Origin of the sequence: Candidatus Cryosericum septentrionale, assembly GCF_003570995.1 — a bacterium.
In the GTDB taxonomy this organism is placed as follows: domain Bacteria; phylum Caldisericota; class Caldisericia; order Cryosericales; family Cryosericaceae; genus Cryosericum; species Cryosericum septentrionale.
Map to the genome: position 1 here is coordinate 7,021 of NZ_QXIY01000021.1, position 17,326 is coordinate 24,346.

A 17,326-nucleotide genomic window follows, 5' to 3' on the forward strand; every position below is an offset into this window, starting at 1 on the left:
ACTGAAGGTCCTGAACGGCGAGAAGTAGCCGTCAAAAAAACACTCACCCCTGTGCCCGTTTGCGGCGCAGGGGTTTTTGCATGTCCCGGTCAGGTCCACTCACACTGTGGACTGCCGACGGGCTGCGTTCTCCTTGGAAGTGTCCTGTGTATGCGCCGGACACCGCTTGCTGTGCTTCGTTGCAGCCATAGTGTCCAATGCAGTCACGCGCTGATGCCAATGGCATCATGAGGTAACGACATTGGACACGGTATCGCCGCTGTGCCATGGACAATGCTGTAGGAGAAGGACGACCGTCCTGACTTCGACTCCCTAGACGCCTGACAGCTCGCCAAGTTCGACGTGCTTGTCGGGCCGCTGTTCCTCCATCAGGCCGAAGCTGTTGCCTTCAGTGTCCTTGCAGGTCACCATGCGTCCCACCCCGGGGATGGTCCGGATGTCGCCCACAATCGTACCTCCGGCAGCAGTGACTCTCGCCATGGCCTCTTCCAGCGATGTGACGCCGACGGTCAGGGTCGTCTGGAGGGTCCCGCCCGTGGACGGGACAAACCCTCCGTTGATGCCGGGTTCGCCGGGCGCTCCCGTTATGATGTCGTAATACTCGAACGGTCCGTTCCATTTCTCCACGGTCCAGCCAAACGCCGCCTTGTAGAATGCGATCGCACGCGCCGGGTCTGTCGCCCCCAGGTCAAAGTGAATCGGTCGTGGCATGTCACGCCTCCTGTGGTCGTAGGCCTCTCGGGCCCCTAACCCAACCATACTCCATGCCCCTCACCTTGCAAGGCCATCCTTGACATTCACGTCACAATGCACAAAGCCATAATGTTGTAGTGGTGCTCGGACCACACTAGGAACCTCTCCGTGACGCCTGGGCAGACGAAACGTTGCTAGACATGCGACCGATATGCGCTCGTGTGTGAGGGCGTGCGGGAACCAGAACCCGCTGACTGTCGTCCAACTGGAAGAAGGATGGTGACCCTCAGGGGTCGCCAGATGGAGGTGAAACCGATGAAGAAACTATTGATTGTGCTCATGATAGCTGCTCTGGCAGTCACGCTAAGCGTGCGCCAGGTAAGCGCGGCCGACCCGCCCGTCGGCATCCGCTACGCACCGCCAACGGTGACGCTGGCGACAGGGAAGCTGTCGTACGTATCGGGTGAGGCCATCGACTGGCGCTACACCCTGTACAATGGCAATGACCAGCCTCTCGTCCTGACCTTCATGACATCCCAGGTCTACGACCTCATTCTGCGACAGGGCGGCAAGGTGATTGCCCGGTGGTCGACCGGCCAGATGTTCGCAGACATCGTGACCACCCGCACCGTCATGATGGGCGAGACCATGAAACTCAACGGCTCATGGCAACTGCCCGAGAAGCTCGCTCTCGGCACATATGAGCTGGAGTTCGTGCTGACCAGCACGACGACTGAACCGACCGGAGCGACGACACAGGTCGCGGTTGCCGAGGCGGGCATTCCGGGTCTGAGTGTGAACTTCACGACGGACAAGCTCATCTACCGTGTGGGGACGACCATCACGGTCAAGTACACGATCACGAACCTGACCAACAAACCACTCGTCCTGACCTTCCCCACCATACAGCAGTATGACTGGACCGTCACCGACGCCAAAGGCAACCTCGTCTACCGGTGGTCAGCCGGCAAGGCGTTCGCCCAGGTCGTCACCCACCTCACGATCCCCGCCGGGGCCAGCAATAGCTTCGAAAGTTCGTGGCCCATCCCGCGGGACCTCAAGCCCAATGGCTTCTACATTTATTTCACCATGCTGGACGACAGCCTCGGCGTCCTGAAGACGCAGCGATGTGCCGTCCTCATGGGCAGCACGCCCCCTCCACTCTAGACGCAGACGCCCCCTCGCTTGAGGGGGCGTTTTCTTCTTCCCTGTCCCTATTCGTCATTTCCGCGTATGTGAGTCCCTTGGTCTGTCATTCCCGCGTATGCGGGAATCCAGTCCTGACCAGGCGTACTTACCACTGGGGCACGTAATTACCAGCTGACCCCATATCAGACCCCATATCACCCCCATATCAATTCTTTTGGAACCGCTTTCGCGGTTAGAGAAGAGCAAAACTTGGAGAAGCGCTCAGAGTAGGTATTACATTATTCCCTGTATTCATCCTCTAACAGACTCATCATTATAAAGTCGGAGTATTTTCCATTATGGAAATATCCTTCTCTCTGTATCCCCTCTTTTTTAAATCCGATACTTTCCCAGAACTTCAAACCTATTTCATTAGAACCGACTACCCCTATTGCTAATCTGTGGAAGTTCAAATTATTGAAACCATATTCCAGCATCAGATTTGTAACTTCTTTTCCTATTCCTTTTCCCCAGTATTCCTTTTTTCCTATGATTATCGAAAGATCGGCTGTTCTCCATGGGTTGAATATTCTTAAAAATCCTGTCTCTCCGATAACTACATCATTTTCTTTGTCTACAATAACAAACCAGATTCTATCCTCTGTTTTCTGAGTCTCTTCATAAAATTCCTCAAGCCCTTTTTCTGTCATCGGGTAAACCTCACCTGTAATGGATCGGATCTCCTTATCATTAATCCATTCAGAAAAAGTTTTCAAATCATCTTTCTCAACAGGTCGTAAGTACGCACGATTGCCTTCAAGAAATTTATTCATCTTTAACTCCTGTCGTACTATTTAACCCAAATCGGGCGATTCCTTTTCTCAACTTAACAAGTTGAGCACTCTTTCGTCTCTTGGAAGTTGGATCATAGTATAGATATTTTCCATCCGACCTTAGCATATTGTCATTGTGTCATAATGCTTTCAAGTATCCAGCCTTGGCGAGCACGAGGGCCGAGAGATCGCCCCCTGGTTTGTCATTCCCACGCATGCGAGAATCCAGTCTTTCCCTTGGCTCTGGGACGTCAATGGCCGAATCGACCTTGTCGGGCAAGTGTAACATTCTCGGGACGATTCCATTTAAGGCGAGAGTGTTACAGTTGAATGTGTCATGCCCGCGTCTGCGCGCATCCAGTCCTGACCCAGCGTACTTACCACTAGGGCACGTAATTACCAGCTGACCCCATATCGGGGTCTACGCTAGACCCAGCTCCAGTTCGATTTTCGGCGATAGTTCCGGACTCCCGGAGACATCAATCCAACCCAGTGAAGCGAGGTTTCGAATAACTACCGCGATTTCGACCTTGTCAAGAGGTGGGCGGCGCCGTTCTTTCCATGCCACGACTTCCCGGAGAACATCAACTTCAGTCGGACGACTTGGATTCTTTTCATGAAGTTCCTTGGCAGCAAAATGAACTGTCGCGGCAACTTCAGCCTGTCGCGTATTCATCCTGCACATCAGATCGACCACTTTCGTAATCTGTTGGTCATTCTTGTCGATAGCAGCCCGATTTTCGGCTAGTTTTATTGCATCAGCATACGTCGGCCCCGCGCTAATCACGCTTCTACTACCAGTCCACGTCTCCGTCAGCAACCCATTGTTCAGAAGGGCGGACTCCACTAACTTAAGTCCAGGCGCAAAGGGACCATAACTGCCACGTGCATAGACGAGACCGGTATTCACCCCCAACATGGTGGCAAAATACCCGATCTTCTGAAACATTACCCTGCCAATTGGCCAGTGATAGGACATGTTTTCCAATCGATGAACGATTTCCACAAGAACCATATAGTCAGGAGTGATCTTGCGTTCTGACACGCTGCTTTCTTCAGCAACTAGCGTGCCAACAGTGCTATCCAAGAACGCACGGTCAAGTTGAACAGCAGGTGTATTCGTCGGCGCATATAGCCTGACATCGATGTCAAGTTCGGACAAACCTTGGTAGAGTGTCGGGCCAACGATAGACCAATCAAGGCCACCAAGGCCGCACCCTAATGGAGGCACGGCAATTGACGTAATACCCCACTCACGATAGTGTGCCGCGAGGTACGACAGCCCTGCTTGAATATCCGCCAGCCGAGACAACGACCGCCAATGTTGTTTCGTCGGGAATAAGAGTATGCAGGGAGGAACTACATAGCGGTAAATGTAGGGCTGCCCCAGATGAACCTCATCCCGGCTGCATCGATCGACGTAGTCATCATACATCTCGGGGTATCGCCGTCTGAATTCCAAAGCCAAACCCTTGCCCATGACGCCCACACAGTTGACTGTGTTTACGAGGGTCTGGACTCCCGAGTCAAAAATATCGCCAACAACAACGTTGATCATCTATGCCTCACAGGAAGAAGACTTCTCTGTTTATCGTTATCTTATCACACAATGGCGTCCCGATCAATTGATGAGCAGCCGCTGTTTTGGCAGACTCACAACTGACAAGTACCCCCGCCAACCAGGAAGCACTGACGACATCAGGAACAAGGATTTCTGCACAAACGGCACTTTTATGACGGTAGTACTCCACCTGATCCGAGCTTCTCTAGTCGCGTGCAAATACAAGGTTTCCATCAATGTCATTAAGACCATTAGGTGAGGGAAGAAACTTGCACCATCCTGATGCAGCATTGCAGTCAGTCAAAACAACATCGGGGAGGTCCAGGATCTCTGGACTAACCTGCACAACACATATTTCAGCGTGACGATCGAGTCTCCTATACATCATCGCGTTTCGAGCGTTGAAATAGAGGTTCGCGTACGAATGCAGTTCGCGCGAGCCATTCTTGCCTGGGACGCGCACCTTGTCACGGCGGTCCTGAACCGAGGGATCGGCAATCGAATCATGTGCTGTCCCATGCATACGATTGTTGGACAGAATGCCTTGTCGGGCAATCGATCCAAGGTTGACAATTGAGACAATATAGTATAGATGCCTTACATCTGACCTTTGCATGCTGCTATTGTGTCATAATGCTCCCAAATATCCAGCCTTCGCTGGAACGACGGAGGAGAGACTGCCTGCCGTAGTGTCATTCCCGCGTCTGCAGGAATCCAGTCCTGACCAGGCGTACTTACCACTGGGGTACGTAATTACCAGCTGACCCGCTATCGGCCAACCCCGACACTCGCTCCAACAGCACCTGTCGGTGAGCAGCCGACCAAATGACGAGATGGCTCGTCATTTGGTCGGTCCAAATGACGAAGTCCCTTGTCATTTCGTCAACCCATGCTATGCTTGCACCAAGCAGAGGAGGTATCCGCGATGAATATTGAAATCTTCAACATGCGCAATCCGTGGCGTACCGGCCGTCCATACGAGCATTCGTGGCTTCCACGCCGTGAGTTGGAAACGCTTGCCGGCTGGATGGACAACCCGTACGTTGTCGTCATCACCGGAGCGCGACAGGCTGGCAAGACGACACTGCTGTCCATGCTCGTCCAGCGGCTGCTTGCCAATGGCGTGCCCGCCGCCGACATCTTCTACTTCAGCATGGACGACCCTGGGGCAGCTGAGCTCATCAGCAACCCGGGAGACCTCCTGCGATTCTTGCGTGATGCCAATAGTGGTCCGCGCGCCTACATCCTCATCGACGAGGTCCAGCGGCTTCCAAGCCCCGGTCTAGCCCTCAAAATCCTGTATGATCTGGGCACCGGCATCAAGCTCGTCGTGTCCGGCTCGTCGTCACTGGAGATCCGCAGTACCACGCGCGAGCACCTGGTCGGGCGGTCACGCGAGCTCATCCTGTATCCGCTGTCGTTCAGCGACATCGTCCGACAGAACATCCCGGCAGCCAGCAGAAATGACGGCGATTTTGCTGCATTTCACCGACTTTACGGCCAGTCACTTGTGCCCCTGTTTGTCGACTTTGCCGTCTGGGGTGGATACCCTGCCGTCGTCACAGCTCCATCCGCAGCCGAGCGCGCCGAGCAGCTGCGCCAGATCTACGACACGTACGTCACCCGCGACGTGTCCCAGTTCCTGCACGTCGGTCGTCCCGATGTGTACAACCGACTCGTCAGGACACTTGCGCTGCAGGTTGGGAGTCAAATGACCTGGGAGGGACTGGCCAACGAGGTGCGGTCGTCGTCTGAGACTGTTCGTCACTACGTCGCCATGCTGCAGGGGACGTATGTCTGTGAGCTGGCCACGCCGTTCTCAAGCAACAAGCTGACCGGACTGCGCAAAACGCCCAAGGCCTACTTCGTGGACTGCGGCATGAGGAACAGCACGGTGCCCAGTCTTGCCGCCCTCGACAGCCGAACCGACCGCGGTCACGTCGTCGAGCAGGTCGTCTTCCAGGAGCTCCTCAAGGTCCTGCCTGCGACGGATGAACTGCATTACTGGCGCACCAAGGGGACGACGGACGAGGTCGACTTCGTCGTGACGCGCGGCGACCGCATCTTGCCTATCGAGGTCAAGGACACTCACTTCAGCGAGCCCAGTCTCCCCGGTGGCCTTGCGCGGCTAGTAGACGAAACGCATCCACGGTATGCAGTCGTCGTGACGCGCGACTTCGTCGCACAGCGCACCGTCGGCACAACGGCTGTGCACTTTGTCCCCGAGGGGACCTTCCTGGCACGCCGCGACATGCTCCTCCAGCTCCTGGACGACGCCCTCGGCTGACCAGCACTGACTTGTCATTCCCGCGCAGGCGGGAATCCAGTCCTGACCGTGAGCATGTACCACTCGGACCTATTTACCAGCTGACCCCATATCGCAGCAACGAGCAGAGAACTGAGAGCGCCTCCATCACACTAGATGCAGACGCCCCCCCACCTGAGGGGGCGTTTTCTTCTTCCCTGTCTTGATTCGTCATTCCCCCCCGAGTATTTCTTTTCAATACGAGGGGGTGCTTTCGGCGTCTGCAGGAATCCAGTCCTGACCGGGAGCATGTACCACTTCGACCTATTTACCAGCTGACCCCATATCGCACTGGATGACAGCCTCGGCGTCTTGAAGACGCAGCGAGCCGCCGTCCTCATGGGCAGCACGCCTCCCTCCCACTAGATGCAAGCGCCCCCTCACACGAGGGGGCGCTTTTCTTTCTCCCTATCCTGATTCGTCATTCCCGCGCAGACGGCGTACGAGGCCGATGCTACTTCTTGGCTCCCGAGGNNGTTGATCTCAGTTTCCGCCTTGGCCTTGTCATAGCCATACCGCTGCTGCAAGACACCGGAAAGTTCTTCCGTCTTGCCACTCAGTTGGGTAAGATCATCGTCAGTGAGTTTTCCCCACTGCTCTCGCACGTGGCCCTTAAGTTCATGCCACTTGCCAAGCAAAATGTCATTGGTTGCATCCATGTCAATTCCTCCTTGGTCTATCTACAACCCGTTATCGGTCGCTTACCAATACCCCGGACCGTGCTGCCGGTTGATGGCGTATCCTCGTGTCTCCGTTGCATCTCGCATGCCAAAAACAGGCCACCATCAAACCCCTTCTCTGATGAGGTTGGTGACACCACGCCATTCATTGCCATAGCCTAATTAGTTTGGCAGAATCGCCGATGCGCGTCAATGGCAGATTGGAGCGGATACCGAAGCAAGTCCATCCCATGTTTCCAGGCTCTGCTCTGCCATCACGCGCTCTGCTACTGCACGTGTTGTTTCAACAGAAGTCTCATCCGGCAACCGCCAGGCTGCCAGCAAACCTTGCAAGAATTTTGCATGAGTGCAAAATGTGTGGAGAGGGAGTGCGATCTACTTCACATTTGCTCTAGGAGGTGAGATGGCAGCACGGGACTTTCGAAAAAGCTTTCACACAAATCTAGAATAATCTGGGAGGGTTAAATGAGTGCAGGGTTGATCCAAACGATTCTTCTTGTGGTAACAGTTGGTCTGATTATCTTGTTCACCGCGAAATACAAAGTCAATGCCTTTCTCGTGCTGCTTCTCGCAGCTATCTTCTTCGGCTTCTTTTCCTTCGTGCTCACCGGCACTCCAATTCTTCTCAGCAAGACCGCCGACGGCACGACGACACAAGGACTGATCGACCTTATCACCGGCGGCTTTGGCGGTACCTTGACGAGCATTGGTATCGTCATCGTGCTTGGCGTCATTATGGGCTACTTCCTCGAGAAGACGGGAGCCGCCCTGGTCATGGCGCGAGCCATCCTGAAGCTGGTCGGCAAGAAGAACGCACCTCTTGCCATGGCTATTTCCGGATATGTCGTCTCCATCCCTGTCTTCTGCGACTCCGGCTTCGTCATCCTGCAGGCCCTGAACAGGTCTCTTGCGCAGAGCTCCGGCATCTCGCTGGCGGTCATGGGCACGGCCCTGAGCATGGGTCTCTATGCCACACACTGCCTCGTGCCTCCGACACCTGGTCCCATCGCCGCAGCCGCGAACATCGGAGCAGACCTGGGACTGGTCATCATGCTGGGCCTAGTTGCCTCCATTCCAGCCATGCTGGCCGGGTGGTTGTTCGCGACACGGATCGGCAAAAAGATCTGGATCGACCCCAATGCCCAGATGTCCTATGAGGACATGCTCAAGAGCTTCAAGAACCTGCCGTCCACGTTCATGGCCTTCCTGCCGATCGTCCTGCCACTGGTACTCATCGCACTGAACTCGATTGCAGCCTTCCCCAGCAGCCCCTTTGGCACGGGAGTCATCAAGACGGTCTTCGTGTTTCTCGGCAACCCCAACATCGCTCTGCTCATCGGCGTCTTCATTGCCGCAGCGCTTGTCAGGGGACACGCAGATGTATTCGGTGAGTGGACCTCGAAGGCCATCGAGTCTTCCGCCATCATCCTTGTCATCACGGCTGCCGGTGGAGCCCTTGGCATGGTCCTGCGAGCAAGCGGCGTCGGAACCTATCTGGGAACGACTCTTGCCCAGGCGCATATGGGTATCCTCCTGCCGTTCATCATCGCCGCAGCCATCAAGACCGCTCAGGGGTCATCGACGGTCTCTCTCGTCACCACCTCTGCGATCCTGTTCCCCATGCTCCATCAACTTGGCTGGACCACATCGCCCCAGAAGGCGCTCATCGTCCTGGCTATCGGTGCCAGCGCCATGGTTGTCTCGCACGCAAACGATTCGTACTTCTGGGTCGTCGCCAAGTTCTCCGACATGAAGGTCGACCAGGCATTCAAGCTGCAGACACTGGGCTCGCTGATCACCGGTATTGGAGCTTTCCTCGGCGTCGCCGTTCTCTGGCTGATCTTCGCGTAGCACAGGAGCTGATATGGACCTCAAGGAGTGTGCCTTTCAGATCATTGAGGAAGTGAAGAAGGCAGCAAATCCGAAGCAGTACATCAAGGAATGCATACGATTCGACCGGGACAAGCGCGAGATTTGCGTCGAGGACAAGGTCTTTGCGGCGCATGGACACATCTATGTCGTCGCGGTCGGCAAGGCTGCCCCCTTGATGACGGAAGGACTCCTTGAGGTCCTTGGAAGTTCAGTGGAAAAGGGTTACATGGTCATTCCACATGGGTATGACTTTGCGGCACCCGGGTTTACTGTCTTCAAGACGGGACACCCGGTGCCGGATGAGCAGGGAGAGCTGGCCGCAACAACAGTCCTGGAGTTCCTGGAACACACCGGTGAGGGCGATCTTATCATCTTCCTGCTGTCAGGTGGTGGTTCAGCGCTGCTGCCTCTCCCACGCGACGGCATCACCCTTCAGGACAAGATGGAAACGACCAAACAACTTCTCGCGTGCGGCGCCCGCATTCAGGAGATCAACGCCGTGCGAAGGCACCTGAGCAAGGTCAAGGGTGGCAACCTCGCCCAGAAGACGAAGGGGACGCTGATCACCCTGGTCCTCTCTGATGTCCTTGGGGACCCTCTTGACAGCATCGCCTCCGGCCCAACCGTCGCCGATCCGACGACGTTCGAAGACGTATCCAGCATATTCACGAAATTTGGCCTGTGGGGCAAATTGCCCGCAAATGTCGAGAACCTGGTGAAGAGGGGCCTCCAGGGCTTGGAGGAGGACACCCCCAAGGCGGTCCCGGAGCGGCACTTTGTCAAGATCATCGCCTCCAACAAGACCGCTGTCAGCGCGGGCACCGCGAAAGCAAAGGCGCTCGGCTTCAATACAATCCTGCTGACGACGTACTTGGAAGGCGAAGCGAGAGAAGTAGCGCATGTGCTCTCCTCTATCGCCAAGGAAGTGCTGCAGTCGGGCAACCCCGTCAGCACGCCTGCTGCCATCTTTGCCGGTGGTGAAACAACAGTCAAACTGACAGGCAAGGGGTTGGGAGGACGGAACCAGGAACTGGCTCTTGCGTTTGCCCTGGACGTGCAGGACATGCCCAATGTCCTCGTGGCAACCTACGCGACCGATGGCAGGGACGGTCCCACCGACGCGGCAGGGGCCATTGCGACGGGAGAAACGGTCCAAGCGGCACGAGCCGCTGGGCTTGACCCCGCCACCTTCCTCATGAACAATGACTCCTACCACTTCTTCGATAAGCTGAGAGACCTCATCCGGGTGCCACCGACCAGCACCAACGTCAACGACGTCACAATCGTCCTGATCGAATAACCCTGCCGTCACCGCAGTGCTCGTTCGTCATTCCTGCTTGCGTCTGTCATTCCCGCGAAGGCGGGAATCCAGTCTTCCTGCCATACATCTGTTGGCCAGCCGTGTCCGCATGCATGGGTGTGCCTCGTACCACGCTTCCCTTGCATTCTTGAGACTAGTGTATCCAATACCCCCATGACGTGATGCCAATGGCTTCATGAGATGACGCGAATGTACAGACCACGCTGGATGACCGATCGATTGAGGCTTTCAGAGAACGTCTGCCCGGCATCCGCGACGCCATGCCCGCCCAAGCTGCCCTCTTCTGGGAAAGCTACATTCAGACGTACATCGAGCGTGACCTGCCCGGCATATCGGCGGTCGCCTCGACGATCGACTACCAGTCAGTCATGCGCATGATCGCCATCACCACCGGATCCTTGCTGGAGTACTCCTCGGTCGCCAACAACACCCGTGTCAGCTCCTGGATGACGCCCTCCGCTGACCGGCCTACTGTAACATTCTCGGGACGGTCCCAATTTCGCGAGAGTGTTACAGTCAGATGTGTCATGCCCGCGCAGACCGGGAGCATGTACCACTCGGACCTATTTACCAGCTGACCCCATATCAGACACCTGTTCGAGGCGCTCGTCTGCATGAGTATCGAAGCGCTCGCAGACCTGGACAGCCTCTCCGTGTGGTTTGTCCAGACACGACTTGACATGCTGCTTTCCCAGACACTGTTCAGTCTATTCATGGTATGAATAACATCTATTCACATCGTGAATAGCCTGACGGCCAAGCCTTGTCAGCTGCTCTGCGACAGCGCTCAACGTAGTTGCATCTGATGACTAGTGTTCTGCTCCGGCGGTCCCTATCAACTCCATCGCCCATTCCTCGACCGCCCCGTGCCCATCCGGGATGATAAACTCCTGGCCCTTCTGCGCAGCCCTGAAGGTATCGCCGTGCCAGCCGAAGGCAGCGCTGCCGCAGTGATAGGTCATGTCGTCCACCTCGCGGAAGCAGCTCGGCAGCTCCCAATCGCAGAGACCATCACTCCCCTGTCGCGTCAGTCGGAGGCGCTCATCCCAGAGGAAACGCCCCCACCCAGGGATGTTCATTCCAGGCACCACCGGCGCGGCGATGAAGATCTGGTTGTGCTTGTAGGCCGGGGAGTCGAGGAAGCACTCCTGCGTGTGCGGATGGCGCAACGCCCAGTCCGGGAAGTGCGTTGTCCTGCATCCCTGCAGGATCTCGCCCACATACAGGTATCCAAACAGGGCGTGCATATCCCTTCCCTGCGCAAAGGACAGATACCTGTCGACACGTTCCGCGTGCCGGAAGCGCCCGAAGAACAGGAACAGGTCACCTGGGCCGACATTGTGGTTCAGCAGATGGCTGGACGCCGCATTGGCCTGCCCGAGCATGCCGCGCCACCCGGGAAGCCGCTCCAATGCGAAGGCCACAAGATCAGGGTCAAAATGCGCCTTGATCCCCTCGCTTGATGCCAGCCACTTCTTGTGCGAGAGAACCAGCCTGCCTTCATGCCCCTGTCGCAGCTCCCGCATGGTCTCCAGATAGGTCTGGCCATTGCCAGCAGAGAGATCGTCATAGGACACGAGTCCGTTGCTGGCCGGAATGGGCAATGAAAGCATTCTCCCATCAGGAAGAATGGGGCTTGCCCACCCACCATATCCGCTGTCGAACCCCTTGCGGCTCAGGATGACCTTCACGTGGTTCTTCCTCCGTTTTCCATGCGTGGCTCCACAATCGGTGTCCTGACTGCCTGAATGCTGGTATGGTTGCCTACCGAGGAGCCGGGTAATGAATTGATTGCTTTTTCTTATAGGGAAGGAGGATCAGATGGATCGAGGTGAAAGGCTCCCGTATCCATCCGTTCCACACAAATCTTCTTGTCGACGAAAAGACGCTCCTGCTCCTCAAGTAGAAGTTACGAGCGCGGCGGCGGCATTCCATGAGCATTCTTGCATCCTCTCCAAACGTCAGGCTCTCATCGAATCGGATGTCGTTCAGGAGGTCCCGGCGTATAAACTGGATGGATTTGGTCGTTCGGGTAGCATAGCTGATGAAATTGTAGAAATGATACCATCCTCTGGCGACCCTCGAGTCAGGAACGGGAAGGAGCGAAACCATGCCCGTTCCCAGATTTCTGCCGGCGTTCGCCCGCAGGAAGCGGTCAAGTTCCCCGAGAAAGGTCGCTCCAAAATAGGTGTCGGCATCAAGGAAGATGGCCCAGTCGCTTGCCTTGGAGACCAGATCTATGCCCCGATTCTTGGCGCGTGAAACCCCTGACTCTTCAATCCTGACGATTTTCCAGGACACAGGCGCGTTTGCCGCGACAACGCTCTCGGTCTGGTCTGTGGAGCCATTGTCCACGATGATGACCTCAACCCTGTCCGGCGGATAGTCCAGCTCCTTCAGCGCCGAGAGTGTCTTGCCAATATAGTTTTCTTCGTTGTAAGCAGGAATGACAATGGAGAAGAACAACACTTCATCGCTCATGTTCAGTTCCTTTGGCCTTCTTTCCGAAGCGACTGAGATTATTACTAGTTGCCTATTGCATAAAGGTAACCGTCCCATGACCCTACATAGATTGTTCCATCGGAAGAAATTGTTGGTGAAGAGAAAATCCCGTTGCCTGTTTCAAATTTCCACTTAAGTGTGCCGTCAGTATTCAGTGCGTAGAGGTAGTTGTTGTTCGACCCTATGTAGATTGTTCCCTCTAAAGAAATAGCTGGTGAAGAGGTAATCTCATCAAGACCTGCTGTCGACCAAGAAGGCATTCTTTTCAAAAGGTTCTGGAATGGACCGGCACTGGGCCAACCTGTCTTGAATGTCCACTTGAGAGTGCCGTTAGAGTTAATTGCAGACAGGTAGCCGTCCCATGACGCCACATAGATTGTTCCGTCTGCAGAAATGGCGGGAGAAGAGACAGACGAAGAGACAATCCAGTGGCCTGTCTTATATTTCCACCTTAGCGTACCATCAGGATTCAAAGCATAGAGATAACGATCATTTGATCCTACGTAGATTGTTCCGTCTGAAGAAATGGCTGGGGAAGACCAGATCCTGCCATTTGTCTTATATTTCCACTTCAGCGTACCATCGGGATGAAGTGCATAGAGATAACGATCGTTTGACCCTACGTAAATTGTTCCGTCTGGAGAAATGGCCGGGGAAGTCTGGATCCTTCTGCCTGCCTTGAACTTCCACTTGAGTGTTCCGTCAGGGTTCAGTGCGTAGAGGTAGCTTTGCAAAAAGTTGAAGATGTCAAGGTGGTTGATATTTGCTCCCACGTAGATCGTTCCATCCGAGGCAATAGCAGGGGAAGAGTAAATCACGTCACCTGTTTCAAACTTCCACTTAAGCGTGCCGTCAGGATTGATTGCATAGAGATAACGGTTTCTTGAACCTACGTAAACTGTTCCATCTGATGCAACAGCAGGTGAGGAGACAATCCAGCCACCTGTCTTGAACTTCCACCTGAGCGTACCGTCAGGGTTCAGCGCATAGAGGTAGCGGTCCCTTGAACCAGTATAAATCGTTCCATCTGAACCAATGGCTTGGGAGGACCAGATCTTCTCGCCTGTCTTGAACTTCCACTCGAGATTCCCATTGTTTGTTGACGTATCATACGGGCATTGCCCTGTATGCCTTGCATCGTACCCTTCCATTGGCCAGATTGGCTGGGTTTCTGCCTTCACGAGTTCTACTCTTGTCGTCCCCTGAAAGGCAGAAAACAGAACCAAGGCTATCAACAATACTCCGAGGTACCTTTTGATAAGATCTTCCTTTTATTTGAAATTCTTGTCGTGTGTCCTGTCTTCCTTGGGCCGGGTGCTCGTGCAACGACCGTGCTATTGCGGCTTCTTCTCCGAGATGATGACTCCGAGGATATCCGGCCCCACCTGGTTTCCGAGGACAGGTTCAATCTGGGCCAGGATGCTCGGCAGGTTGTACCTGGAGGTGAACTCACGCTGGAAGCCCTCAACCTCGGCCCGGTTGGTGCCGTACTGGAACCCGATGTATTCGATCCCCTTCTGCACATGCTTGTCGATGATCGCCCACAGACGTTCCAGCGCAACTTTCTTGGTGCGGGGACGGTCCTCGACATCCGTGACTCCTTGGGTGAAGGTGAGGATGGGCTTGATCTTCAGGACGCTGGCAGTGATGGCAGCGGCCTTGCCAATGCGCCCGCCCCGCTCGATATACGTGAAAGAGTCGAGGACGAAGTAGGTATGGGTCCGCAGACACAGTGCTTCCGCCTCAGCGACGACCTGCCACAGCGGCACTCCTGCCTCGGCAAGCTCCACTGCCCGCATTACCGGGAATGCGATGCCAAGACCGGCATTCCAGGTGTCTACAAGCTGCACGTGAACCGTTTCCAGCTGGTTGCGCCCGGTGAGAGCCGCGTTGAGCGTGCCCGACAAACGTGAACTGACGTGAAGCGACACGATGTCTCCTGCAGGATCCCTCTCCAGAATGGCACCATATGCAGAAGCGAACTCTTCGGGCGACGGCTGCGTGCTGCCCCCTTTCGCGCCCGCCACGAGGCGGCGGTAGAATTCGTCGTTGGTGATGTCGATGCCATCCCGGAAGTACTCTCCGTCGAGCGAGACCCTGAGTGGCACGACGGTGACGCCATGCTCCTGGGCATACCCTTGCGGCAGGCATGCCATGCTGTCCGTTACAATGTGGATCGCCATTGCTGGCTCCTTTCCCCGCGGGTGCATCCGTTCCCGGGTCCACAACAGCATACCCAGGGCGGCGATCTCATCAACTGGCACTCCCCTGACAGGGGCGCGTCAGGCCAACATCATTGCCTCGGTTGCTTGCCGGCCACGACAAACACAACTGACCATTTTGTTGACGCCAACAATATAATCAAACCCCGCTCAGCAAGCCAAGGTTGCATCCATGCTACTGAACTCAACCTCTCGAGACGTCCGACGTCATCTTTCAGTTTGAGCCATTTCCATTTTGGAAACAGCTGCCGCGTGATGGCCATGACGCGAGGTCTGGCACAAGATCTTCCCGTCACCCTCGCCCTCTTGACATTGCTCATCCACAAAGAATGAGCCGGACACCTCCGGACAAGGCTCTGAATGCTGCTTTATCGGATACCGAGCTGCCTAGTCCTGGTGCGAATAGCATCTATTCACGTCGTGAATAACATGAAGGACGAGTCCTGTCAGCCGCTCTGTGACGGCGCTGAGCGCAGCTGCGCTTGGCTAGACGCTTCTAGTTGCTGCCCTGGGAGCAGATGTGGTATCATGTGATTGCTGCAGATTCCTGAAGGGGGTGCAAGCATGTTGTTGACGCTTCTGAAACAATACTGGTGGATCGTCCTGGTTGTCTTGGCTCTTCTCGTGCTTCAGTCTACTAAAGGCTCTCGGAACAAGGGAACATCTTCGGAGAAATCCGAGGACCTGCCCTACGTCCTCAAACGGTACCTGATGACCAGGGCAGAACGCTCGTTCTTCGGCGTACTGGAGCAGGTGACGGACAGTTCGAAGTACTACATCTTCCCGCAGGTATCGCTGAGCAACCTCGTGACTGTCGAGAAGGGCACTGGATCCTACCAGGCCTACCACAACAAGGTGGACCGCAAGTCCGTCGATTTCGCGCTCTTTGAGAAGAGTACGATCTCACCTGTCCTCGCCATAGAGCTGGATGATTCATCCCACGACCGCGAAGATCGACAGGAACGTGACGCGTTCGTCGACGGAGTCCTGGCAAAGGTTGGATTGCCTCTCCTGCACGTCAGGGCGCAGACCACCTATGACCCAAAGCAGCTTGCTGCATCGATCGGCGAAGCGATCCGAAGGTAGACGGAAGGTAACATGGTACGCAGAAAGGCACAAGGTGGCACAATGGCAACAGTAGGAAACACTCCGGCACATAGTGTTTTCATTTGGTGGAAACATTTCGGTTTTGCATCGGAACCAATGCTATCCATCAACGGTGCAACCTGGAAGACGAGGAGAAGATCTTCGTTGGTAGAAGCGAAGAGATCGATCACCTGCGTGAATGGGCGGAATCCCAAGATAGCAACGTCGTCTTATTGACTGGACCTGCTGGATCGGGAAAGACCAGTCTCGTGCATCGTGCGTTTAGCGAGTATCCAGAATTTGTTCGCATCGATTTTGCCAGAGGAATGAAGCCGGAGTCTTTTCCATACCTGCTTGCGATGGAACTTCTCGATGCTTGTTCCCAACTGTCGAACCTGTCTACGGATGACACAAGCCGTATCAAGGATATCCAGACAAACCTCATGAACGATACAGGCGTGACAACAACTATTGCGGCTGGTGCCAGCGCAAAGTTTCTCGGAGCAGGTGTGGAAGCTAAGGGATCCCAGGCAACTGAGACCAAGCCCATCAAGATGCCCGACAGCGATGTGCCTGCATGCCGGCATTTGGCCGACATCCTTTACCGATCACACCATAAACATTTGATCCTGTCCCTTGACGAAGCCGATTCGGAACTCGTGCCAGGAATAGCACCAGCATACGTCCTGGGGTTGATACGTGCCCTGGAAATGCCTGATCACTCCGTGACAATCTGGCCTACTCGTGATCGTCAGATACGAGACAACTCCTCGAGTATGAAATCGGTTGAGAAACAAGTCTTCAGCGAGAGACTCACGCTATGCGGCTTGGGAGATGATGGCGGACCTGGAGCAGTAGAGATACTTCAGAGTCGTTTTGCCCAGGCCGGTACTTCGTGGTCAGATTCTCCCATTTCTTCAGAAGTGGCCGAATTCATCGGACGTTTGTCGCGAGGCAATATCCGCGAGTTCATTCGCTACACAAGAACTGCGCTGGAAGAGTCTGCAAGATCTGGCAAGAACGCTCCAATAGAGATGAGCTTTGCCAGGGAAGTCCCTGCAAGATGGTCAAGTGGTGAATTCGATTTTCTGAAAAACTGATTCCCAATCAGCATAAACAAGAA

General features: G+C 55.0%; 16 protein-coding genes. 7 read left to right on the forward strand and 9 right to left on the reverse strand.

The window, feature by feature from the left end:
- Positions 1 to 312: 312 nt before the first annotated feature.
- Positions 313 to 711: a VOC family protein gene (locus tag SMC1_RS05340; protein ID WP_119085757.1), complete on the reverse strand. Its 399-nt coding sequence runs from the start codon at positions 709 to 711 to the stop codon at positions 313 to 315.
- A 297-nt stretch (positions 712 to 1,008) separates the two neighbouring features.
- Here SMC1_RS05340 and SMC1_RS05345 point away from each other — a divergent pair, with 297 nt between their 5' ends.
- Positions 1,009 to 1,860: a BsuPI-related putative proteinase inhibitor gene (locus tag SMC1_RS05345; RefSeq protein ID WP_165849245.1), complete on the forward strand. Its 852-nt coding sequence runs from the start codon at positions 1,009 to 1,011 to the stop codon at positions 1,858 to 1,860.
- A 260-nt stretch (positions 1,861 to 2,120) separates the two neighbouring features.
- Here SMC1_RS05345 and SMC1_RS05350 read toward each other — a convergent pair whose 3' ends face one another.
- The 3 genes from SMC1_RS05350 to SMC1_RS11255 all read right to left on the reverse strand — a co-directional run bounded on the left by SMC1_RS05350 (position 2,121) and on the right by SMC1_RS11255 (position 4,831).
- Complete coding sequence (locus tag SMC1_RS05350; RefSeq protein ID WP_119085759.1) at positions 2,121 to 2,654, reverse strand: GNAT family N-acetyltransferase; 534 nt, start codon at positions 2,652 to 2,654, stop codon at positions 2,121 to 2,123.
- Between the two features lie 421 nt (positions 2,655 to 3,075).
- Positions 3,076 to 4,212, reverse strand: coding sequence for a macro domain-containing protein (locus SMC1_RS05355; RefSeq protein WP_119085760.1), 1,137 nt, complete (start codon positions 4,210 to 4,212; stop codon positions 3,076 to 3,078).
- Positions 4,213 to 4,420: 208 nt separating this feature from the next.
- Complete coding sequence (locus SMC1_RS11255; RefSeq protein WP_119085761.1) at positions 4,421 to 4,831, reverse strand: DarT ssDNA thymidine ADP-ribosyltransferase family protein; 411 nt, start codon at positions 4,829 to 4,831, stop codon at positions 4,421 to 4,423.
- A 309-nt stretch (positions 4,832 to 5,140) separates the two neighbouring features.
- Between SMC1_RS11255 and SMC1_RS05365 the strand changes: the two genes are divergently transcribed.
- A complete protein-coding gene (locus tag SMC1_RS05365; RefSeq protein WP_165849246.1) occupies positions 5,141 to 6,502 on the forward strand; it encodes an ATP-binding protein in 1,362 nt (453 codons plus the stop codon).
- Between the two features lie 398 nt (positions 6,503 to 6,900).
- On the opposite strand, the gene SMC1_RS11260 is transcribed toward SMC1_RS05365, so the two are convergent.
- A complete protein-coding gene (locus SMC1_RS11260; protein WP_119085763.1) occupies positions 6,901 to 7,179 on the reverse strand; it encodes a CsbD family protein in 279 nt (92 codons plus the stop codon).
- A 486-nt stretch (positions 7,180 to 7,665) separates the two neighbouring features.
- Here SMC1_RS11260 and SMC1_RS05375 point away from each other — a divergent pair, with 486 nt between their 5' ends.
- From SMC1_RS05375 to SMC1_RS10345, 3 genes are all read left to right on the forward strand, one after another.
- Positions 7,666 to 9,051 carry a GntP family permease gene (locus SMC1_RS05375; RefSeq protein ID WP_119085764.1) on the forward strand — a complete coding sequence of 462 codons (1,386 nt, stop codon included), beginning with the start codon at positions 7,666 to 7,668 and terminating at the stop codon, positions 9,049 to 9,051.
- Positions 9,052 to 9,064: 13 nt separating this feature from the next.
- The gene (locus SMC1_RS05380) at positions 9,065 to 10,372 is read left to right on the forward strand and encodes a glycerate kinase (protein ID WP_119085765.1); all 1,308 of its coding nucleotides are present in this window, start codon (positions 9,065 to 9,067) and stop codon (positions 10,370 to 10,372) included.
- Positions 10,373 to 10,653: 281 nt separating this feature from the next.
- The gene (locus SMC1_RS10345; RefSeq protein ID WP_126855177.1) at positions 10,654 to 10,971 is read left to right on the forward strand and encodes a hypothetical protein; all 318 of its coding nucleotides are present in this window, start codon (positions 10,654 to 10,656) and stop codon (positions 10,969 to 10,971) included.
- Positions 10,972 to 11,202: 231 nt separating this feature from the next.
- Here SMC1_RS10345 and SMC1_RS05390 read toward each other — a convergent pair whose 3' ends face one another.
- The 4 genes from SMC1_RS05390 to SMC1_RS05405 form a co-directional block, all read right to left on the reverse strand.
- Positions 11,203 to 12,084: a hypothetical protein gene (locus SMC1_RS05390; protein WP_119085767.1), complete on the reverse strand. Its 882-nt coding sequence runs from the start codon at positions 12,082 to 12,084 to the stop codon at positions 11,203 to 11,205.
- Positions 12,085 to 12,157: 73 nt separating this feature from the next.
- Positions 12,158 to 12,874, reverse strand: a complete 717-nt coding sequence (locus tag SMC1_RS05395; RefSeq protein ID WP_119085768.1) for a glycosyltransferase family 2 protein — start codon at positions 12,872 to 12,874, stop codon at positions 12,158 to 12,160.
- A 44-nt stretch (positions 12,875 to 12,918) separates the two neighbouring features.
- On the reverse strand, positions 12,919 to 14,076 hold the full coding sequence (locus SMC1_RS05400) for a PQQ-binding-like beta-propeller repeat protein (RefSeq protein ID WP_207799318.1): 1,158 nt from the start codon (positions 14,074 to 14,076) through the stop codon (positions 12,919 to 12,921).
- A 153-nt stretch (positions 14,077 to 14,229) separates the two neighbouring features.
- On the reverse strand, positions 14,230 to 15,078 hold the full coding sequence (locus SMC1_RS05405; RefSeq protein ID WP_165849247.1) for a DegV family protein: 849 nt from the start codon (positions 15,076 to 15,078) through the stop codon (positions 14,230 to 14,232).
- 603 nt (positions 15,079 to 15,681) lie between these two features.
- Between SMC1_RS05405 and SMC1_RS05410 the strand changes: the two genes are divergently transcribed.
- Positions 15,682 to 16,203 (forward strand): DUF2726 domain-containing protein, encoded by a 522-nt coding sequence (locus SMC1_RS05410; protein WP_119085770.1) that lies wholly within the window; start codon positions 15,682 to 15,684, stop codon positions 16,201 to 16,203.
- A gap of 86 nt (positions 16,204 to 16,289) precedes the next feature.
- Positions 16,290 to 17,303, forward strand: a complete 1,014-nt coding sequence (locus SMC1_RS05415) for an ATP-binding protein (protein WP_165849248.1) — start codon at positions 16,290 to 16,292, stop codon at positions 17,301 to 17,303.
- The last annotated feature ends 23 nt before the right edge of the window (positions 17,304 to 17,326 follow it).

What these genes read in the sequence shown, in the direction of transcription:
- SMC1_RS05395 (WP_119085768.1), bottom strand. Translation starts at nt 12,874, where the DNA reads ATGAGCGATGAAGTGTTGTTCTTCTCCATTGTCATTCCTGCTTACAAC.
- SMC1_RS05405 (WP_165849247.1), bottom strand. Translation starts at nt 15,078, where the DNA reads ATGGCGATCCACATTGTAACGGACAGCATGGCATGCCTGCCGCAAGGG.
- SMC1_RS05355 (WP_119085760.1), bottom strand. Translation starts at nt 4,212, where the DNA reads ATGATCAACGTTGTTGTTGGCGATATTTTTGACTCGGGAGTCCAGACC.
- SMC1_RS05345 (WP_165849245.1), top strand. Translation starts at nt 1,009, where the DNA reads ATGAAGAAACTATTGATTGTGCTCATGATAGCTGCTCTGGCAGTCACG.
- SMC1_RS05375 (WP_119085764.1), top strand. Translation starts at nt 7,666, where the DNA reads ATGAGTGCAGGGTTGATCCAAACGATTCTTCTTGTGGTAACAGTTGGT.
- SMC1_RS05350 (WP_119085759.1), bottom strand. Translation starts at nt 2,654, where the DNA reads ATGAATAAATTTCTTGAAGGCAATCGTGCGTACTTACGACCTGTTGAG.
- SMC1_RS05340 (WP_119085757.1), bottom strand. Translation starts at nt 711, where the DNA reads ATGCCACGACCGATTCACTTTGACCTGGGGGCGACAGACCCGGCGCGT.
- SMC1_RS05380 (WP_119085765.1), top strand. Translation starts at nt 9,065, where the DNA reads ATGGACCTCAAGGAGTGTGCCTTTCAGATCATTGAGGAAGTGAAGAAG.
- SMC1_RS05365 (WP_165849246.1), top strand. Translation starts at nt 5,141, where the DNA reads ATGAATATTGAAATCTTCAACATGCGCAATCCGTGGCGTACCGGCCGT.
- SMC1_RS11255 (WP_119085761.1), bottom strand. Translation starts at nt 4,831, where the DNA reads ATGCAAAGGTCAGATGTAAGGCATCTATACTATATTGTCTCAATTGTC.
- SMC1_RS05410 (WP_119085770.1), top strand. Translation starts at nt 15,682, where the DNA reads ATGTTGTTGACGCTTCTGAAACAATACTGGTGGATCGTCCTGGTTGTC.
- SMC1_RS10345 (WP_126855177.1), top strand. Translation starts at nt 10,654, where the DNA reads ATGCCCGCCCAAGCTGCCCTCTTCTGGGAAAGCTACATTCAGACGTAC.